Source organism: Collinsella sp. CLA-JM-H32 (genome assembly GCF_040098165.1).
GTDB lineage: Bacteria > Actinomycetota > Coriobacteriia > Coriobacteriales > Coriobacteriaceae > Collinsella.
Genome location: NZ_JBBNMZ010000001.1, coordinates 67,499 through 82,034, shown reverse-complemented (window position 1 = coordinate 82,034; position 14,536 = coordinate 67,499). Strand labels below are relative to the sequence as shown.

10 protein-coding genes and 1 tRNA gene are annotated in these 14,536 nt (G+C 61.0%); 7 read left to right on the top strand and 4 right to left on the bottom strand.

Annotation, left to right across the window (positions count from 1 at the left end):
- Positions 1 to 203: 203 nt before the first annotated feature.
- Positions 204 to 1,211 carry a DUF5692 family protein gene (locus AAA021_RS00330; RefSeq protein WP_349087513.1) on the bottom strand — a complete coding sequence of 336 codons (1,008 nt, stop codon included), beginning with the start codon at positions 1,209 to 1,211 and terminating at the stop codon, positions 204 to 206.
- A gap of 63 nt (positions 1,212 to 1,274) precedes the next feature.
- Complete coding sequence (locus AAA021_RS00325) at positions 1,275 to 1,937, bottom strand: TetR/AcrR family transcriptional regulator (protein WP_349087512.1); 663 nt, start codon at positions 1,935 to 1,937, stop codon at positions 1,275 to 1,277.
- A gap of 188 nt (positions 1,938 to 2,125) precedes the next feature.
- On the opposite strand from AAA021_RS00325, the gene AAA021_RS00320 reads away from it, so the two are divergent.
- The 7 genes from AAA021_RS00320 to AAA021_RS00290 all read left to right on the top strand — a co-directional run bounded on the left by AAA021_RS00320 (position 2,126) and on the right by AAA021_RS00290 (position 9,265).
- Complete coding sequence (locus AAA021_RS00320; protein ID WP_349087511.1) at positions 2,126 to 4,903, top strand: FAD-dependent oxidoreductase; 2,778 nt, start codon at positions 2,126 to 2,128, stop codon at positions 4,901 to 4,903.
- A gap of 34 nt (positions 4,904 to 4,937) precedes the next feature.
- Complete coding sequence (locus AAA021_RS00315; protein WP_349087510.1) at positions 4,938 to 5,366, top strand: hydrogenase maturation nickel metallochaperone HypA; 429 nt, start codon at positions 4,938 to 4,940, stop codon at positions 5,364 to 5,366.
- A 405-nt stretch (positions 5,367 to 5,771) separates the two neighbouring features.
- Positions 5,772 to 6,761 (top strand): PTS sugar transporter subunit IIB, encoded by a 990-nt coding sequence (locus tag AAA021_RS00310; protein ID WP_349087508.1) that lies wholly within the window; start codon positions 5,772 to 5,774, stop codon positions 6,759 to 6,761.
- 18 nt (positions 6,762 to 6,779) lie between these two features.
- Positions 6,780 to 7,598, top strand: a complete 819-nt coding sequence (locus AAA021_RS00305) for a PTS mannose/fructose/sorbose transporter subunit IIC (RefSeq protein WP_006235195.1) — start codon at positions 6,780 to 6,782, stop codon at positions 7,596 to 7,598.
- Between the two features lie 16 nt (positions 7,599 to 7,614).
- Entirely contained in the window at positions 7,615 to 8,535 is a 921-nt protein-coding gene (locus AAA021_RS00300) for a PTS system mannose/fructose/sorbose family transporter subunit IID (RefSeq protein ID WP_055310058.1), read from the top strand.
- A 120-nt stretch (positions 8,536 to 8,655) separates the two neighbouring features.
- Positions 8,656 to 9,054, top strand: a complete 399-nt coding sequence (locus tag AAA021_RS00295; RefSeq protein ID WP_006235193.1) for a DUF956 family protein — start codon at positions 8,656 to 8,658, stop codon at positions 9,052 to 9,054.
- A gap of 135 nt (positions 9,055 to 9,189) precedes the next feature.
- Positions 9,190 to 9,265 (top strand) — tRNA-Arg (locus AAA021_RS00290).
- A gap of 299 nt (positions 9,266 to 9,564) precedes the next feature.
- Here AAA021_RS00290 and pknB read toward each other — a convergent pair.
- Both pknB and AAA021_RS00280 read right to left on the bottom strand, forming a co-directional pair.
- Complete coding sequence (gene pknB, locus AAA021_RS00285) at positions 9,565 to 11,526, bottom strand: Stk1 family PASTA domain-containing Ser/Thr kinase (protein WP_349087507.1); 1,962 nt, start codon at positions 11,524 to 11,526, stop codon at positions 9,565 to 9,567.
- A 132-nt stretch (positions 11,527 to 11,658) separates the two neighbouring features.
- The gene (locus tag AAA021_RS00280) at positions 11,659 to 14,529 is read right to left on the bottom strand and encodes an FtsW/RodA/SpoVE family cell cycle protein (RefSeq protein ID WP_349087506.1); all 2,871 of its coding nucleotides are present in this window, start codon (positions 14,527 to 14,529) and stop codon (positions 11,659 to 11,661) included.
- Positions 14,530 to 14,536 lie beyond the last annotated feature (7 nt).

Sequence of the window (14,536 nt, the reverse complement as noted above, 5' to 3'; positions counted from 1 at the left end):
CTGTACCCAAAAATGGAGCCATATAAAGCGCGTGCGAAATATAAGATCCGATTTAACTCGAGCGTATCGTTCGGCCGCATCCTCGCGGCAGCAAAAGGCCCCCGGAACGCGAACGAATCACATTCCGGGGGCTCTACAATGCGTTGAGTTGCGCGGAGCCGGCTATGCTGCTTCGTGCTCAAGCGATGTCTGCGCCAGGCGCGTTACTCGGCGTGTGCGTAATCAACCTTGGCGCGGCGAGCGGTAGCCTTCTCCCAATCGCTGGTGCCCTCAAAGACATCCTGCTTGTAGGGATTGCGGCCGAGCTTTTTGGCGCGGTAGGCGATGTAGATGATCGCGGCGACGTTGGCGATCAGTGCGGCGATCGAGACCGCGGTAGCGGCGCCGGGGTCGAGCGTGGAGTGGGTCACAAAGACGGACTCCTCCTGGAAGTACGGGAACACCTGGGCAAACATGCACCAAATGGCCAGCGTAAAGGCGCGGTTCTGGATCCAGCCGCCCTTGTTCCAGATAAAGGCGGCGACGGTGGGCGCCAACAGCAGCGCAAAGCCGCAGAACCAGGAATGGGTGGGCAGGCAGTTGTAGGTGTAGCAGAAGTTCCAGATGTCGTAGGCGATGATGTAGACCCAGGTCATGTCGGGCCACAGCATGTCGGTTTGATCCTCGGAGGCGTAGACGCTCCACCAACCGGTCATGCAGAAGATGTTGATGATACCGGCGATGCCGTTGAACACGTTGTTCCAGCCGGCCAGCTGCCTGGCGCCCTCGGAGGTGACCCAGGTGGACTCGCCCAGGACAAAGAAGTGATAGGCGCTCTCGAAGTCGGACACGACGGCGATCATGATGTTGATGGCGACGATCACAAACGGCCATGCGCGGAACCAATGCGCCTTGCCGATTTTGCCCCACTGGTACTTAATGGCAATGAAGCCCCAGCAACCGGCCAGCGCCGCGTATACCTTGGCGTAGTGGAACCAGCTGTTCTGGTACACATGGGTGGGGTTGGTGAGCGCCCACTCGGCGCCCTGTGAGACGCCGATGGCGATGGCGACGCAGTAGATGGTCATGGCCAGCGGAGCCACGCCAAAGATGATTGCCGCGCCCAGCTTGGTGCGGCGGCCGACCTCGTTGAGCACGATGAGACCAATAAAGACCATGGCCCAGCCGGTCCAGTGGATAAGGGTATCGCTACCCCAAACATCGAACAGCATGCTGCTCTCCTTTCACACGCCCGCGGCCCCTCTTCCGATCGCGGGCAGTTTGGCCAAATGTCGTCAGTTTTGGGGCTTGCGCTCCGGATACTTGGCGGTATAGCCCTCGATGTGGAGTGTCGAGGCGATGATTTCCTTGACCGTCTCGTCGGGCACATCGGGGTGCGTGCGGATATACATCAACAACCCCATGATGAGGGTGTAGAACGTCTCGTAGACATGGTCGATGCGTAGCTCATGATGGGCGACAAAATCCACCACGGTGGTGTCGCAGATATACTGCGCCACGCGCTGGACAACGTTGTGCAAAAAGCCGCCGTAGAGCGCACCGCTGCTCGAGGTGAGCGTGCTCGGCAGCTCGTGGCCGCTCACGACCAGACGCTTAAAGAGCGGGGCGACGGTGTCGAGCGCGCCCTCGATATCACCGACGGTGCGGCCGGCGTTCCACTGCTCGAGCTCGGAGATAAAACCGTCGATCGCCTCGTCCATAACAGCGGTGACGGCGGCGTCCATGTCGGCGAAGTAGTGGTAGAACAGCGAGCGTGTGCAGCCGGCTCGCTTGGTCACGGCTGATACCGATAGGTGGGACACGCCCAGCTCGGAGCTTACGGTGCGCACGGCATCGAGGATCTCGCGACGGCGTTCGTCGCCCGTCAAGCGCTTTGCCGCGCTATCGGATGCGGGGACGGCATCGACCACAGAGGTACCTGCTGTGTTGTTGCCCATGTTTTGCCGCCTTTCATCCTCTTTTGCCTGACCGTTCGCCTAACAGTCTTGAATATTGTTGACGGTTCGTCAATACTATTTTTGACACAATGTCAACAATGGCGGGTGAACGGCATGGGGCATGCCCGGGCTGCAAAAAAAGAGGGGCGCTGCGGCCTCGTCGGGCTGTGGCAAGAGAAGGGACAACCATGATTCTCAACGGACCGGGGATTAGCTACACCGAGCCCGATATCGGTGCGGAGTTCGTGCCGCCGCTGCCGGAGCATCCGCGCGAGGCCATCGTCAAGCTGTGCGAGCACTGCACCAACCGTCAGCTGCATCGCGACGAGCTGTTGGGCTACGAGTACTGGTCGTTTGCCGAGGCCGCGACCGACGAGCAGGCCGAAGTGCTCTGCAAGATGAAGATGCGCCGTCCCTATACGCTGCCCGAGATGGCCAAGCTCACCGGCATGCCCGAGGCCGATATCGAGAAGATGCTCGACGACATGAGCTACACGGGTCTGCTCGAGTACAACTGGGAAAACCCCGAGCGCGCCAAGCAGTGGGTGCTGCCCATGCTGGTGCCGGGTTCCGCTGAGTTCCTCAACATGCGCGTGAGCCAGCTCGAGGAGCACCCGGTCTATGCCAAGTTCTTTGAGCAGGCGTCCAAGGGACCGCTGTCCAAGGCCACGCCGATGGTGCCGCCCGGAGGCGCCGGTATCGGCATGCATGTCATTCCGGTCGAGAAGGCTATCGATGCTTCGAGCACCTCGGTGCCGATCGAGCGTATCGAGCATTGGCTCGACAAATACGATGGCAAATATGCCGCTAGCACCTGCAGCTGCCGCGCGAGCCGTCGCGTGATGGGTGAGGGCTGCGCCGACGACCCGGCCGATTGGTGTATCGCCGTGGGTGATATGGCCGACTACGTGGTCGAAACCGATCGTGGCCATTACGTGACCCGCGACGAGGTTTACGACATCCTGCGCCAGGCCGAGGACAACGGCTTTGTGCACCAGATCACCAATATCGACGGCGAGAACAAGATCTTCGCCATCTGCAACTGCAACGTCAACGTGTGCTACGCCCTGCGCACCTCGCAGCTGTTCAACACGCCCAACCTGTCGCGCTCGGCCTATGTCGCCAAGGTCGAGAAGGACAAGTGCGTGGCCTGCGGTCGCTGCGTTGAGGTGTGTCCGGCCGGCGCCGCCAAGCTGGGCCAGAAGCTCTGCAGCAAAAAGGCCGGCGGACAGGTGCCCGAGTATCCGCGCCAGGAGCTGCCCGATGCCACCAAGTGGGACCACACCAAGTGGTCGCCCAACTACCGCAACGACAACCGCATCGAGACGCACGAGTCCGGCACCGCTCCCTGCAAGACGGCTTGCCCCGCGCATGTCGCCGTTCAGGGCTATTTGAAGCTCGCGGCTCAGGGTCGCTATGACGAGGCGCTGGCGCTCATCAAGCGTGAGAACCCGCTGCCCGCCATCTGCGGCCGCGTGTGTAACCGCCGCTGCGAGGATGCCTGCACTCGCGGCCGTGTGGACGCCGCCGTGGCCATCGACGAGGTCAAGAAGTTCATCGCCCAGCGCGATCTGGATGCCGCGACCCGCTATGTCCCACCTGTGGTGACCCCAACGCGTGCCGGCGGCTTCGACCAGAAGATCGCCATCATCGGCGCCGGTCCGGCCGGTCTGTCCTGCGCCTTTTATCTGGCCGAGAAGGGCTACAGGCCCGTCGTGTTCGAGAAGAACGAGCACCCGGGCGGCATGCTTACCTACGGCATTCCCAGCTTTAAGCTGCAGAAGGATGTTATCGAGGCCGAGGTCGAGGTCATTCGCCTGATGGGTGCCGAGTTCCGCTATGGCGTGGAAGTCGGTCGCGACGTGACGCTCGACGAGCTGCGCGCGCAGGGCTTTAAGGCCTTCTACGTTGCCATTGGCTGCCAGGGCGGCCGCCTTGCCGGCATTCCGAGCGAGGATGCCGAGGACGTGACCGTAGCCGTCGACTTTTTGCGCGAGGTCAACAGTGGCAAGATCGACGCGTTGCCCGGCCGCACCATTGTGGTGGGCGGCGGCAACGTGGCTATCGACGTTGCCCGCAACGCCTGTCGTCTGGGTTCTGAGCACGTTGAGATGTTCTGCCTGGAGAGCGAGGCCCAGATGCCCGCCAGCGAGGAAGAACGTCGCGAGGCCGTTGAGGACGGCGCGCACATCAGCTGCGGCTGGGGCCCCAAGGAGATTCACTTGGACGAGGCCGGTCGTGTGTGCGGTATCACCTTCAAGCGCTGCACGCGTGTCTTTGACGACGAGGGCCGTTTTGCGCCCGAGTACGACGAGAACGACCTGCGCCGTGTCGATGCCGACCGTGTCGTCATGTCGATTGGCCAGTCCATTGTGTGGGGCGACCTGCTGGCTGGCTCCAAAGTGGAGCTCGGCCGCGGCCAGGGTGCCCTTGCCGATCCCCAGACCTACCAGACCGCCGAGCCAGACATCTTTGTGGGCGGCGACGTCTACACCGGCCCCAGCTTTGCCATCGACGCCATCGCCGCCGGCCACGAGGCCGCGGTGTCCATCCATCGCTTTGTGCAGCCGGGCTCCACGCTCACCATCGGCCGCAACCAGCGCCGCTACACCGCGCTCGACCGCAACGACGTTGTGCTCGAGAGCTACGACAACGCGAGCCGCGAGGTTGCGCATGTGGACCGCGAACGCGAGAAGGCTGCGCCGTTTAGCGAGTATGTTGAGACCTTTACCGAGGAGCAGGTGCGCGCCGAGACCGCCCGCTGCCTGGGCTGCGGCGCCTCGATCGTCGACCCCAACAAGTGCATTGGCTGCGGCCTGTGCACCACCAAGTGCGCGTTTGACGCCATCCATCTGGATCGCGACCGCCCCGAGTGCTCCACGATGGTCAAATACGAGCAAAAGCTCCCAAGCCTCGGCAAGTACGCTCTAAAGCGCGCCATCAAGATTAAGTTCGGTCGCAAGTAAGTAGTCATAACGGGAACGGCGGAAGGAATTAAAAGTGCACGAGCTCGGAATCGTGTATCACATCATTCGCGATGTCGAGAATGTGGCGCGCGCTCATGGCGTGCGTCGCGTTTCGAGCGTGACGTTGCTGCTGGGCGAGGTCTCGGGCGTCGTTCCCGACTTGCTGCTCGACGCTTGGCGCTGGGCAGCAGATAAAAAGCCTATCGCGCAGGGCGCGGAGCTTATCGTGGAGCCCGTCGAGGCCGTGACACATTGCGAGGCGTGCGGCTGCGACTACGCGACGGTCGAGTACGGCAAGACCTGCCCCCATTGCGGTAGCGGCGAGACATACCTGCTGCAGGGCCAAGAGGTCATGATCAAACAGATCGAGACCCCCGACGAGGACCCGGCAGACGCTGCTCCTGACGGCCTCTCCGACGCCCCCGATGCCGTCGACGCCGCCAACCCTCTCCACATCGTCTAGGATCCCCTATAAGTTGCGGTGAAATAGTTCCTAAATCCAGCCTTCTGGCTCTTAAACAAGAACTATTCCACCGCAACTATTTTGAGTGGTTTCATAGACCATAAGTCACGAAAATAGTCAAGCCATGTCTGTTTAAACAAAATAGCGGCAGTACAAGCGCATTCGCGCTTGCCTAAAATCGATATTAATGAACAGCCTGCTTGTATCTGTAAAATGCATGGCTTGATGAGCGACGCCTTGTCGTGTAATGAGTCAAAAAGCAGTAACGTAATCAATTTGTAACAAACTTAGACGTTTATACAAGTAATCCAACCATTTGCGAATTTAGCTATAATTCCACAATCCAAACAGGTATACTCCTTTCATGTCGTGTAGGAAATACGTAGACAAAAAGGAGGTTATGTGATGGTAAGTATTGTTCTTGCTAGCCACGGGGACTTGGCAGCTGGAATCAAGCAGACGGGCTCGATGGTCTTTGGCGATCAGCCGTCTGTTGCCGTGGTCTCGCTCGAGCCGAGCATGGGCCCCGACGATTTCCGTGCCAAGGTCGAGGAAGCAGTCGCTTCCTTCGAGGACCAGGAGCAGGTGCTCTTCCTCGTTGATCTGTGGGGCGGCACGCCGTTCAACCAGATCAGCGGGCTCATCGAGGGCCACGATTCCTGGGCTATCGTCACCGGTGTCAACCTGCCTATGCTCATCGAGGCATATTCGCAGCGCTTTGACGCAAAGAACACTGCACATGCGATCGCAAAACATCTCGTGACTGAGGCTAAGGCTGGCGTGCGCGTCAAGCCCGAGTCTCTGGAGCCCGAGGAGAAGAAGCCGGCTGCGGCCGCCGCTGCTCCTGCAGGCGCCATCTCTCCGGGAACGGTCATCGGCGATGGGCACATCAAGATCGCCCACGTCCGTATCGACACCCGTCTGCTTCATGGCCAGGTGGCCACCACGTGGACCAAGCAGATCAACCCCAACCGCATCATCGTGGTTTCCGACGGCGTTGCTCACGACGAGCTCCGTAAGACCATGATCGAGCAGGCTGCCCCTCCGGGAGTCCATGCCAACGTCGTGCCCATCAAGAAGATGGCCGAGGTCGTCAAGGACACGCGCTTTGGTGACACCAAGGCCATGCTGCTCTTTGAGAACCCGCAGGATCTGCTCAAGGCCATCGAGGCCGGCGTCGACATCAAGGAAGTCAACATCGGTTCCATGGCTCACTCCAAGGGCAAGGTCGTCGTCACCAACGCCGTCGCTATGGGCGATGACGATGTCAAGACTCTCGAGGCTCTCAAGGCCAAGGGCGTCAAGTTCGAGGTCCGCAAGGTTCCTTCGGATTCCTCCGAGGATCTCGACGCCATGTTGAAGAAAGCTAAGGCCGAACTGGCCGCTCAAGCATAGTAAAGGAGGGTCCGATACATGTCTGCAATCACTATTCTGCTTGTTGCGATTGTCGCGTTGCTTGCCGGTATGGAAGGCATTCTGGATGAGTTCCAGTTCCATCAGCCGCTCGTGGCATGCACGCTTATCGGTCTCGTAACCGGTCACCTTCAGGAAGGCATCCTCCTGGGCGGTTCGCTCCAGATGATGGCCCTTGGCTGGGCTAACGTCGGCGCCGCTGTCGCGCCTGACGCCGCTCTGGCCTCGGTCGCTTCTTCGATCATCATGGTGCTCGCCCTCAACGGTGGCGCCACCGATTCGGCCAAGGCCGTTACCACCGCTATCGCCGTCGCCGTCCCGCTGTCGGTCGCTGGTCTGTTCCTGACCATGATCTGCCGTACCATTGCTACCGCTATCGCTCACGCCATGGACGGTTGCGCCGAGAAGGGCGACTTCTCCGGCATCGAGCGCTGGCAGTATGCTGCCATCCTCATGCAGGGCCTTCGTATCGCCATCCCGGCAGTGCTTCTGTGCGTCATCCCGGCCGAGGCCGTTACCAACGCGCTTAACGCTATGCCCGACTGGCTGTCCGGCGGCATGGCTGTCGGCGGCGGCATGGTCGCTTCCGTCGGTTACGCCATGGTCATCAACATGATGGCCACCAAGGAGACCTGGCCGTTCTTCGTCCTCGGCTTCGTCCTTGCTGCCATCCCTCAGCTCACGCTGATCGCCCTTGGTCTCATCGGCATCTCCCTTGCCCTCATCTACCTTGGCCTTAAGGATCTGGCCAAGCAGGGTGGCGGCATGGGCGGTGGCTCCGGCGACCCGCTCGGCGACATTCTGAACGATTACGAGTAGGAGGGGAGTGATACATATGGCAGAGAACAAGATTCAGCTCACCAAGGCTGACCGCAAGAAGGTTTGCTTCCGTCATCAGTTCCTTCAGGGCTCGTGGAACTACGAGCGTATGCAGAACGGCGGCTGGTGCTTCGCAATGATCCCTGCGATCAAGAAGCTCTACACCAGCAAGGATGACCAGATTGCCGCTCTTAAGCGCCACCTGGAGTTCTATAACACCCACCCCTATGTTTCCGCCCCCGTCATTGGCGTTACCCTCGCCCTCGAGGAGGAGCGCGCCAACGGTGCTCCGATCGATGATGTCGCCATCCAGGGCGTCAAGGTCGGTATGATGGGCCCGCTCGCCGGCGTCGGTGACCCCGTCTTCTGGTTCACCCTTCGCCCGATTCTGGGCGCTCTGGGCGCTTCCCTGGCCATGTCCGGCAGCATCGTCGGTCCGCTGCTGTTCTTCTTCGCGTGGAACATCATCCGTTACGCTTTCCTGTGGTACACGCAGGAGTTTGGCTACAAGGTCGGCTCCTCCATCGCCAAGGACCTCTCCGGTGGTCTGATGGGCAAGGTCACCGAGGGCGCTTCCATCCTGGGTATGTTCATCATCGGCGCCCTGGTCGAGCGCTGGGTGTCCATTTCCTTCACCCCGATCGTCTCCACGGTCAAGCAGTCTGCTGGCGCCTTTATCGACTGGGCTAGCCTGCCCTCCGGTTCCGAGGGTATCAAGGAAGCGCTGACGATGTACAACTCCGTCGGTGCTACCGCCCTTGATCAGATGAAGGTCACCACGCTTCAGGCCAACCTCGATCAGCTCATCCCTGGCCTTGCCGCCGTGTGCCTGACCCTGCTGGTCTGCAAGCTCCTCAAGAAGAAGGTCAGCCCGATCGTCATCATCCTGGCTCTCTTCGCCGTCGGCATCATCGGTCGCTTCTGCGGCTTCATGTAAGCACGCTTCGGCTTAAGACCGAGAGTTGCTAGGTAAGGGCTTTTGAGCCATTGAAACGGACCGCACCCGGTGGGTACACTGGATGCGGTCCGATTGTTTTTATTGGAGGGCGAGGCGCGTATGGCGCAATCTCAGAACAGCACGGTCGATCTGGCAACGCCGGCAACCTGCCTGATGGGGCTTACCAGCCACGGTAACGTGATGGTGGGCAATAAGGCGTTTGAGTACTATAACGAGCGCAATCCCGAGGATTATATTCAAATCCCGTGGGACGAGGTCGACTATATTGCCGCCGAGGTTTTGCGCGGCACCAAGAAGATCACGCGTTTTGCCATCTTCACCAAGGACAACGGTCACTTTACGTTTTCGACGCGCGACGACAAAGAGACGCTTCGTGCTGTCCGCAAGTACGTCGACGAGGATAAGCTCGTGCGTTCGCCCGACTTTATCGATGTAACGGCCAAGGGTGCCAAGAGCATCCCCTCCGTTATCAAAAACCTCTTCCACAAAGGTAACTAGCTCCTCATAAGTTGCGGTGAAATAGTTCCTAAATACGGCTTTAGATGCTTCAGACAGGAACTATTCCACCGCAACTTCGAAGTCTAGTCATGCGACGTATTGCGATGCAGTAAATCTGCTACACTAGTACAACATGCCTCCGTAGCTCAGGGGATAGAGCACCGCTCTCCTAAAGCGGGTGTCGACGGTTCGAATCCGCCCGGGGGCACCAGAAGATTATGACGGCGTCGCGAGAGCGGCGTCGTTTCTGGTTTGTGGGAGCTGCCGGCGGATTCGAACCGTCGACACCCGCGTCACTCATTTCCCCGCGGGGGAGTTTTCGAATCCGCCCGGGGGCACCAGAGGAATATCGAGCCCGGTACCGTTACGGTGCCGGGCTCTTTTGGTTTAAGGCATGCCGTAGTATTCGCTGCTTCAGATAAAGAAAGCGCCCGCTTACTGGGGGAGCAAGCGGGCGCCTGTGAGCGAATATGTTTGCGGCGAAAGCCGCGATGAGCGGTGGGGTGGCGACTAGTTGGTCGTACCGGAATCGTCGCCCGTGCTCGTGCCCGAGCCCGAGCCCGAACCAGAAAGTGCGACCGTCAGCGTAATCGTGCTGTCGGTGGACTGCTTGCCAGTGGGGGAGACGCCCGTAACGGTGGCATCCTCGTTACCGCTTACGGGATTGCCGTTTTGGTCACAGAAGCCAATGTTATAGAAACCGGCGTTGTTGAGCGCGGTAACGGCGGCGGAAATGCTCTTGCCGTACAGGTTGCCCGGGACGGTGGCCTTGCCGGACTTCTTGGCGATGACGACGGTAATCGTGGCGCCGGGCTTCTGCTTGCCGCTGGGGTTCCAGCTGATCACGGTGCCCTCGGTAACCGAGTCGTTCTCCTGGTAGCTCACGTCGACACCAAAGCCTGCCATATCGAGGGCGTTGCGCGCCTGGGCCTCGGTCATGTCGGTCAGGTCGGGGACGGACGTGGTATCCGGGCCGCTCGAGACCTTGTACGAGATGGTCGTGCCCTTCGCGACTTCCTTACCGGCTTCGGTGCCCTGCTCAAAGACCTGGCCCTCATCAGCCTCGTTGGCCTCCTCGGAGGCGTTGCCCTTCAGGCCAACGCTTGCCAGTGCGGCTTCTGCTTGGTCCTTGGTCAGGCCGACAAGTTTGGGAACCTCAACCTTTTCGGAGGGCTTGGGGCCCTTGGAGATTACCAGGTTCACCTTGGTGCCCTTGGTCTTCTTGGTGTTGCCGTTGGGCGTCTGCTCGGCGACCTTGCCCTCGTCGACATCGTCGTTGTAGCTTTGGTCGATGGTGCCGACCTCGAGGCCGGCTTCCTTGATCAGCTCGACGGCAGTCTGCTGGTCCTTGCCCAGCACATCGGGCACGGTGACCTGCTCGCCGCCAAAGAGTCCTGTGGCAAAGGCCACCACGATGCCGATGACGGCAACGGCTGCCACCACGGCGGCGATGATCTTGTTCTTGTTGGATTTGGGCTTTTCGACCTCGTAGGAGCCGGTGGAGCCCGAAACCGAGCTGCGGGCGGTATTTTGGCCGCTCACGCCCGAGACGGGACGCACCATGGCGCGCGTCTGATCGGAAAGCTCGCGAGTCTTGGTGGCGCCCAGCTCACCGGGGGCACCGATGATGCGCGTGGGCTCCGAGACGTTGACGGCACGGCCCGACAGGTAGCTGTTGAGCACCTGACGCAGCTCGTCGGCGGTCTGGAAGCGGTTTGCCGGGTCCTTCTCCATGCACTTGAGGATGATGCGCTCAAGGTCGGCGTCGACACCGGAGTTGATCTGGCTCGGCGGAATAGGCAGCTCGTTGACCTGCTTGAGTGCGACCGAGATAGCGTCGTCTCCGTCAAAGGGGACGCGGCCGGTGGCGCACTCGTACATCACGACGCCCAGCGAGTAGATATCCGAGGTGGGGCCGAGGTCCTGACCACGGGTCTGCTCGGGGCTGACGTAGTGGGCGGTTCCCAGCACGTTGTTGTCTTGCGTGAGGTGGCTGTTCTTGGCGCGCGCGATGCCAAAGTCCATCACCTTGATGTTGCCGTCGGGCAGCACCATGATGTTCTGCGGCTTAATGTCGCGGTGGATGATCTCGTGCTTGTGGGCGACCGAAAGCGCGGAGCTGATCTGCGAGCCGATCTGGGCGACCTTCTTGGGGTCGAGGGCGCCGTGGCTCTTGATGCCGCTCTTAAGGTCGGTGCCGCGCAGGTACTCCATGACGATGTAATAGGTGTCGCCGTCCTTGCCCCAATCGTAGACGCCCACGATATAGGGGGAGGAGAGGCCGGCTGCTGCCTGGGCCTCCTGCTTAAAGCGTGCGGCGAAGGTCGCGTCGCCAGCATACTGCGGCAGCATGATCTTGACGGCTACCGTGCGGTCGAGAACCTGGTCCTGTGCACGGTAGACGGTCGCCATGCCGCCTGTTCCCACCTTATCCTTGAGGAGGTATCTTCCCCCGAGGACCCTCTGTTCCATTCCTGCTCCTAACATAACTATTCGCTCAACGATGTGTGTAGTACCTACGATGTGGCCGCTGGGGCCGTGTGACGCGTTGCCGCTAACCCTTAGGCCGCGGCGCGCCTCGGGTGTCCGATTCGATCATGGGCATCACGCTCCCTGTGCGGCAAGCGCTGCGGTCAGGACGATACCGGCGATCTTAGCGGCCTTGACGTCATGCTTGTCGAAATCCTCCAAGGCCACCGAGATGGCGACCGTGGGTGAATCGTAAGGTGCAAAGCCAACGAACATCGAGTTGACGTTGGTGCCGCCAGTCTCGGCCGAGCCGGTCTTGCCGGCGACCTTGACGCCGGGGATTTGGGCATCGGTGCCGGTGCCGGACTGGACGACGGCAAGCATGGCCTGCTTGACCTGGTCGGCCGTGGCGGAGCTGACGGCCTGACCAAGCGAGCGGGACTGCGTGGTCTTGACCACGGTTCCGTCCGGGGCGAGTACCTGGGCTACAAAGTACGGGTCCATGACCACGCCGCTGTTACCGATGGCGGCGGCAATCACGGCGTTTTGCATGACGGTGGTCTGCGGGCCGGGCGTGTGGTCCATGCCGACAGGCTGGCCGGCGCCGGCCCAGGCGGTCTCCCACTCGGTCATGAGCGACGGGTCGGCCATGATGGAGGCCGCGGAGGTCAGGTCCTGGCCGAGCTTTTGGCCGTAGCCAAAGGCGTTGGCAAACTGCACGAGCGTGTTTGCGCCAACTTCGTTTGCCACCTGGCCAAAGACGACGTTGGAGGACACGGCAAAGGCCTGCTGCAGGCTGATGGTGCCGTAGCTCTCGTTGGCATAGTTGGTGACCGGTGCGTTGCCGATGTCCATGGAGCCGGGCGCCTGGTAGGTGCTGGTAAGGCTGGCGGTACCGGTCTCGAGTGCCGCGGAAAGCGTAACGACCTTAAACGTTGAGCCCGGCGTGTACAGCGCGTCCATGGCGCGATTGTACATGGAGCCGTCCTCGCCGCCGCCCGTCTGCAGCAGGGCATCGATGTTGGTGTTGTCGTAGGTGGGCGAGCTGGCACATGCGAGCACCGCGCCGGTACGCGGGTCGATGACCACTACAGCGCCCTTAAAGCCCTTGAGTGCCTGCTCGGCCGCCGTCTGGATACGCGAGTCGATGGTGAGCTTGGCGGTGTTGCCCGGTTGGGTCTGGCCCGCGAGCGACGCGATGGCATTGTTCCAGCTGGAGTAATCCTTAGAGCCGGTGAGCGTGTCGTTCATGGCGCTCTCGATGGCGGTGGTGCCATACTGCTGGCTCACATAGCCAACCACGTGCGCTGCCAGGTTACCGTTGGGGTAGGAGCGTACGTAGGTGCCGTCCTCCTGCTGCAGCGACTCGGCCAGCGTCACGCCGTCGGACGTGATGATGGAGCCGCGCTGGATGTACTTGGAGCGGGCGATGGTGTGGTTGTTGGTCGGCATGTCCTGATAGTCCTTGGCCTTGATGACCTGGACATAGGTGAGGTTGCCGATAAGGATGGCGAACAGCGCCGTAAAGGCGAGCACCGCACGGGTTAGACGGTTGGCGAGCGCAACGCGGCCGAGCACACCGGATTCAGGCGTGTCGAGCAGGCGACGGCGCATACGCGAGCCGATGGAATGGCTGCCGCTGCCGTAGGAAGACGAGGTGGCAAAGCGCGTGCCCGTCGGGGCGGCGGCAGATGCGACCTGATCATCGGTGATGGCGGCCATGGTGCCGGTGCCGGTAAGCTCGGCCTCGCGTCCGGTCGCCTCGTCACCGGCGCGCAGCAGGAGCGCGACGATGATAAAGCTCGCCAGCAGAGAGGAGCCGCCCTGGCTCATAAAGGGCAGAGTGACGCCGGTCAGCGGGATCAGGCGGGTTACGCCGCCAACGATCAAGAAGGCCTGGAAGCTGATGGCGGCCGTAAGGCCTGTGGCACTAAAGGCGGCGAGGTCGGATTTAGCGCGGGCAGCCGTGGTGAGGCCACGCACGGCAAAGAGCATAAACAGGATGAGCACGGCGCCGCCGCCCAAAAGGCCCATCTCCTCGCCGATAGCCGAGAAGATAAAGTCGGACTCGACGACAGGGATGTTGTTGGCCATGCCGTTGCCGATGCCAACACCGACCAGACCACCATCGGCAAGCGAGAAGAGCGACTGGACGATCTGGTAGCCCTGGCCCTGGGCGTCCTTAAACGGATCGAGCCAAACCTGGAAACGCACCTGAACGTGAGACAGGAACTTGTAGGCGCCCACGGCTCCGACGGCTAAGAGCGCAAGGCCGATAACGACATACGAAAAGCGCCCCGTGGCAACGTAGAGCATCAGCAAGAAGATGGTGTAGAACAGTACGGCAGAGCCCAGATCGCGTTCGAAGACGACGACGAGCAGGCACACACCCCACACGGCAAACAGCGGCAGCAGCAGTCGCAGGCGAGGGATCTTAAAGCCCAGAATCTTGCGGTTGGAGATGGAGAGCAGCTCGCGGTTCTCGGCCAGGTAGCCGGCCAGGAACAGGACGATAAAGACCTTGGCGAACTCGCCGGGCTGGATGGTAAAGCCCGCGATGCGAATCCAGAGCTTGGAACCCGAGATCGTGGTGCCGATAAAGATGGGCAGCATCAGCAGAATGATGCCGATGATGCCAAAGGTGTACTTGTAGCGCATGACCACGTCGAGGTTCTTAACCAACGCGAGCGTCCCCACCATCAGGGCCACCGAGACAAACAGGATGATGAGCTGTGAGATCGCGAGAGCGGGTGCGAGACGCGTCACGAACGTGATACCGATGCCCGAAAGCACAAAGACAATGGGCAGGATGGCGGGGTCGGCACCGGGCGCCAAGATGCGCACGGCAATGTGGGCCGCGGCAAAGGCGGCAAAGAGGCCGATCGGTACGGCGAGCGTCTCAAAGGAGATGGCAGCGCCCGCGGTGAGGACGTACATCGCATACAGCAGGATGACGGGGAACGCCGAGGCGATGAGCAAGAGCAGCTCGGTGTTGCGGCGACTCATAAGCGGC

What these genes read in the sequence shown, in the direction of transcription:
- AAA021_RS00330 (WP_349087513.1), bottom strand. Translation starts at nt 1,211, where the DNA reads ATGCTGTTCGATGTTTGGGGTAGCGATACCCTTATCCACTGGACCGGC.
- AAA021_RS00325 (WP_349087512.1), bottom strand. Translation starts at nt 1,937, where the DNA reads ATGGGCAACAACACAGCAGGTACCTCTGTGGTCGATGCCGTCCCCGCA.
- AAA021_RS00320 (WP_349087511.1), top strand. Translation starts at nt 2,126, where the DNA reads ATGATTCTCAACGGACCGGGGATTAGCTACACCGAGCCCGATATCGGT.
- AAA021_RS00310 (WP_349087508.1), top strand. Translation starts at nt 5,772, where the DNA reads ATGGTAAGTATTGTTCTTGCTAGCCACGGGGACTTGGCAGCTGGAATC.
- AAA021_RS00305 (WP_006235195.1), top strand. Translation starts at nt 6,780, where the DNA reads ATGTCTGCAATCACTATTCTGCTTGTTGCGATTGTCGCGTTGCTTGCC.
- AAA021_RS00300 (WP_055310058.1), top strand. Translation starts at nt 7,615, where the DNA reads ATGGCAGAGAACAAGATTCAGCTCACCAAGGCTGACCGCAAGAAGGTT.
- AAA021_RS00295 (WP_006235193.1), top strand. Translation starts at nt 8,656, where the DNA reads ATGGCGCAATCTCAGAACAGCACGGTCGATCTGGCAACGCCGGCAACC.
- pknB (WP_349087507.1), bottom strand. Translation starts at nt 11,526, where the DNA reads ATGGAACAGAGGGTCCTCGGGGGAAGATACCTCCTCAAGGATAAGGTG.
- AAA021_RS00280 (WP_349087506.1), bottom strand. Translation starts at nt 14,529, where the DNA reads ATGAGTCGCCGCAACACCGAGCTGCTCTTGCTCATCGCCTCGGCGTTC.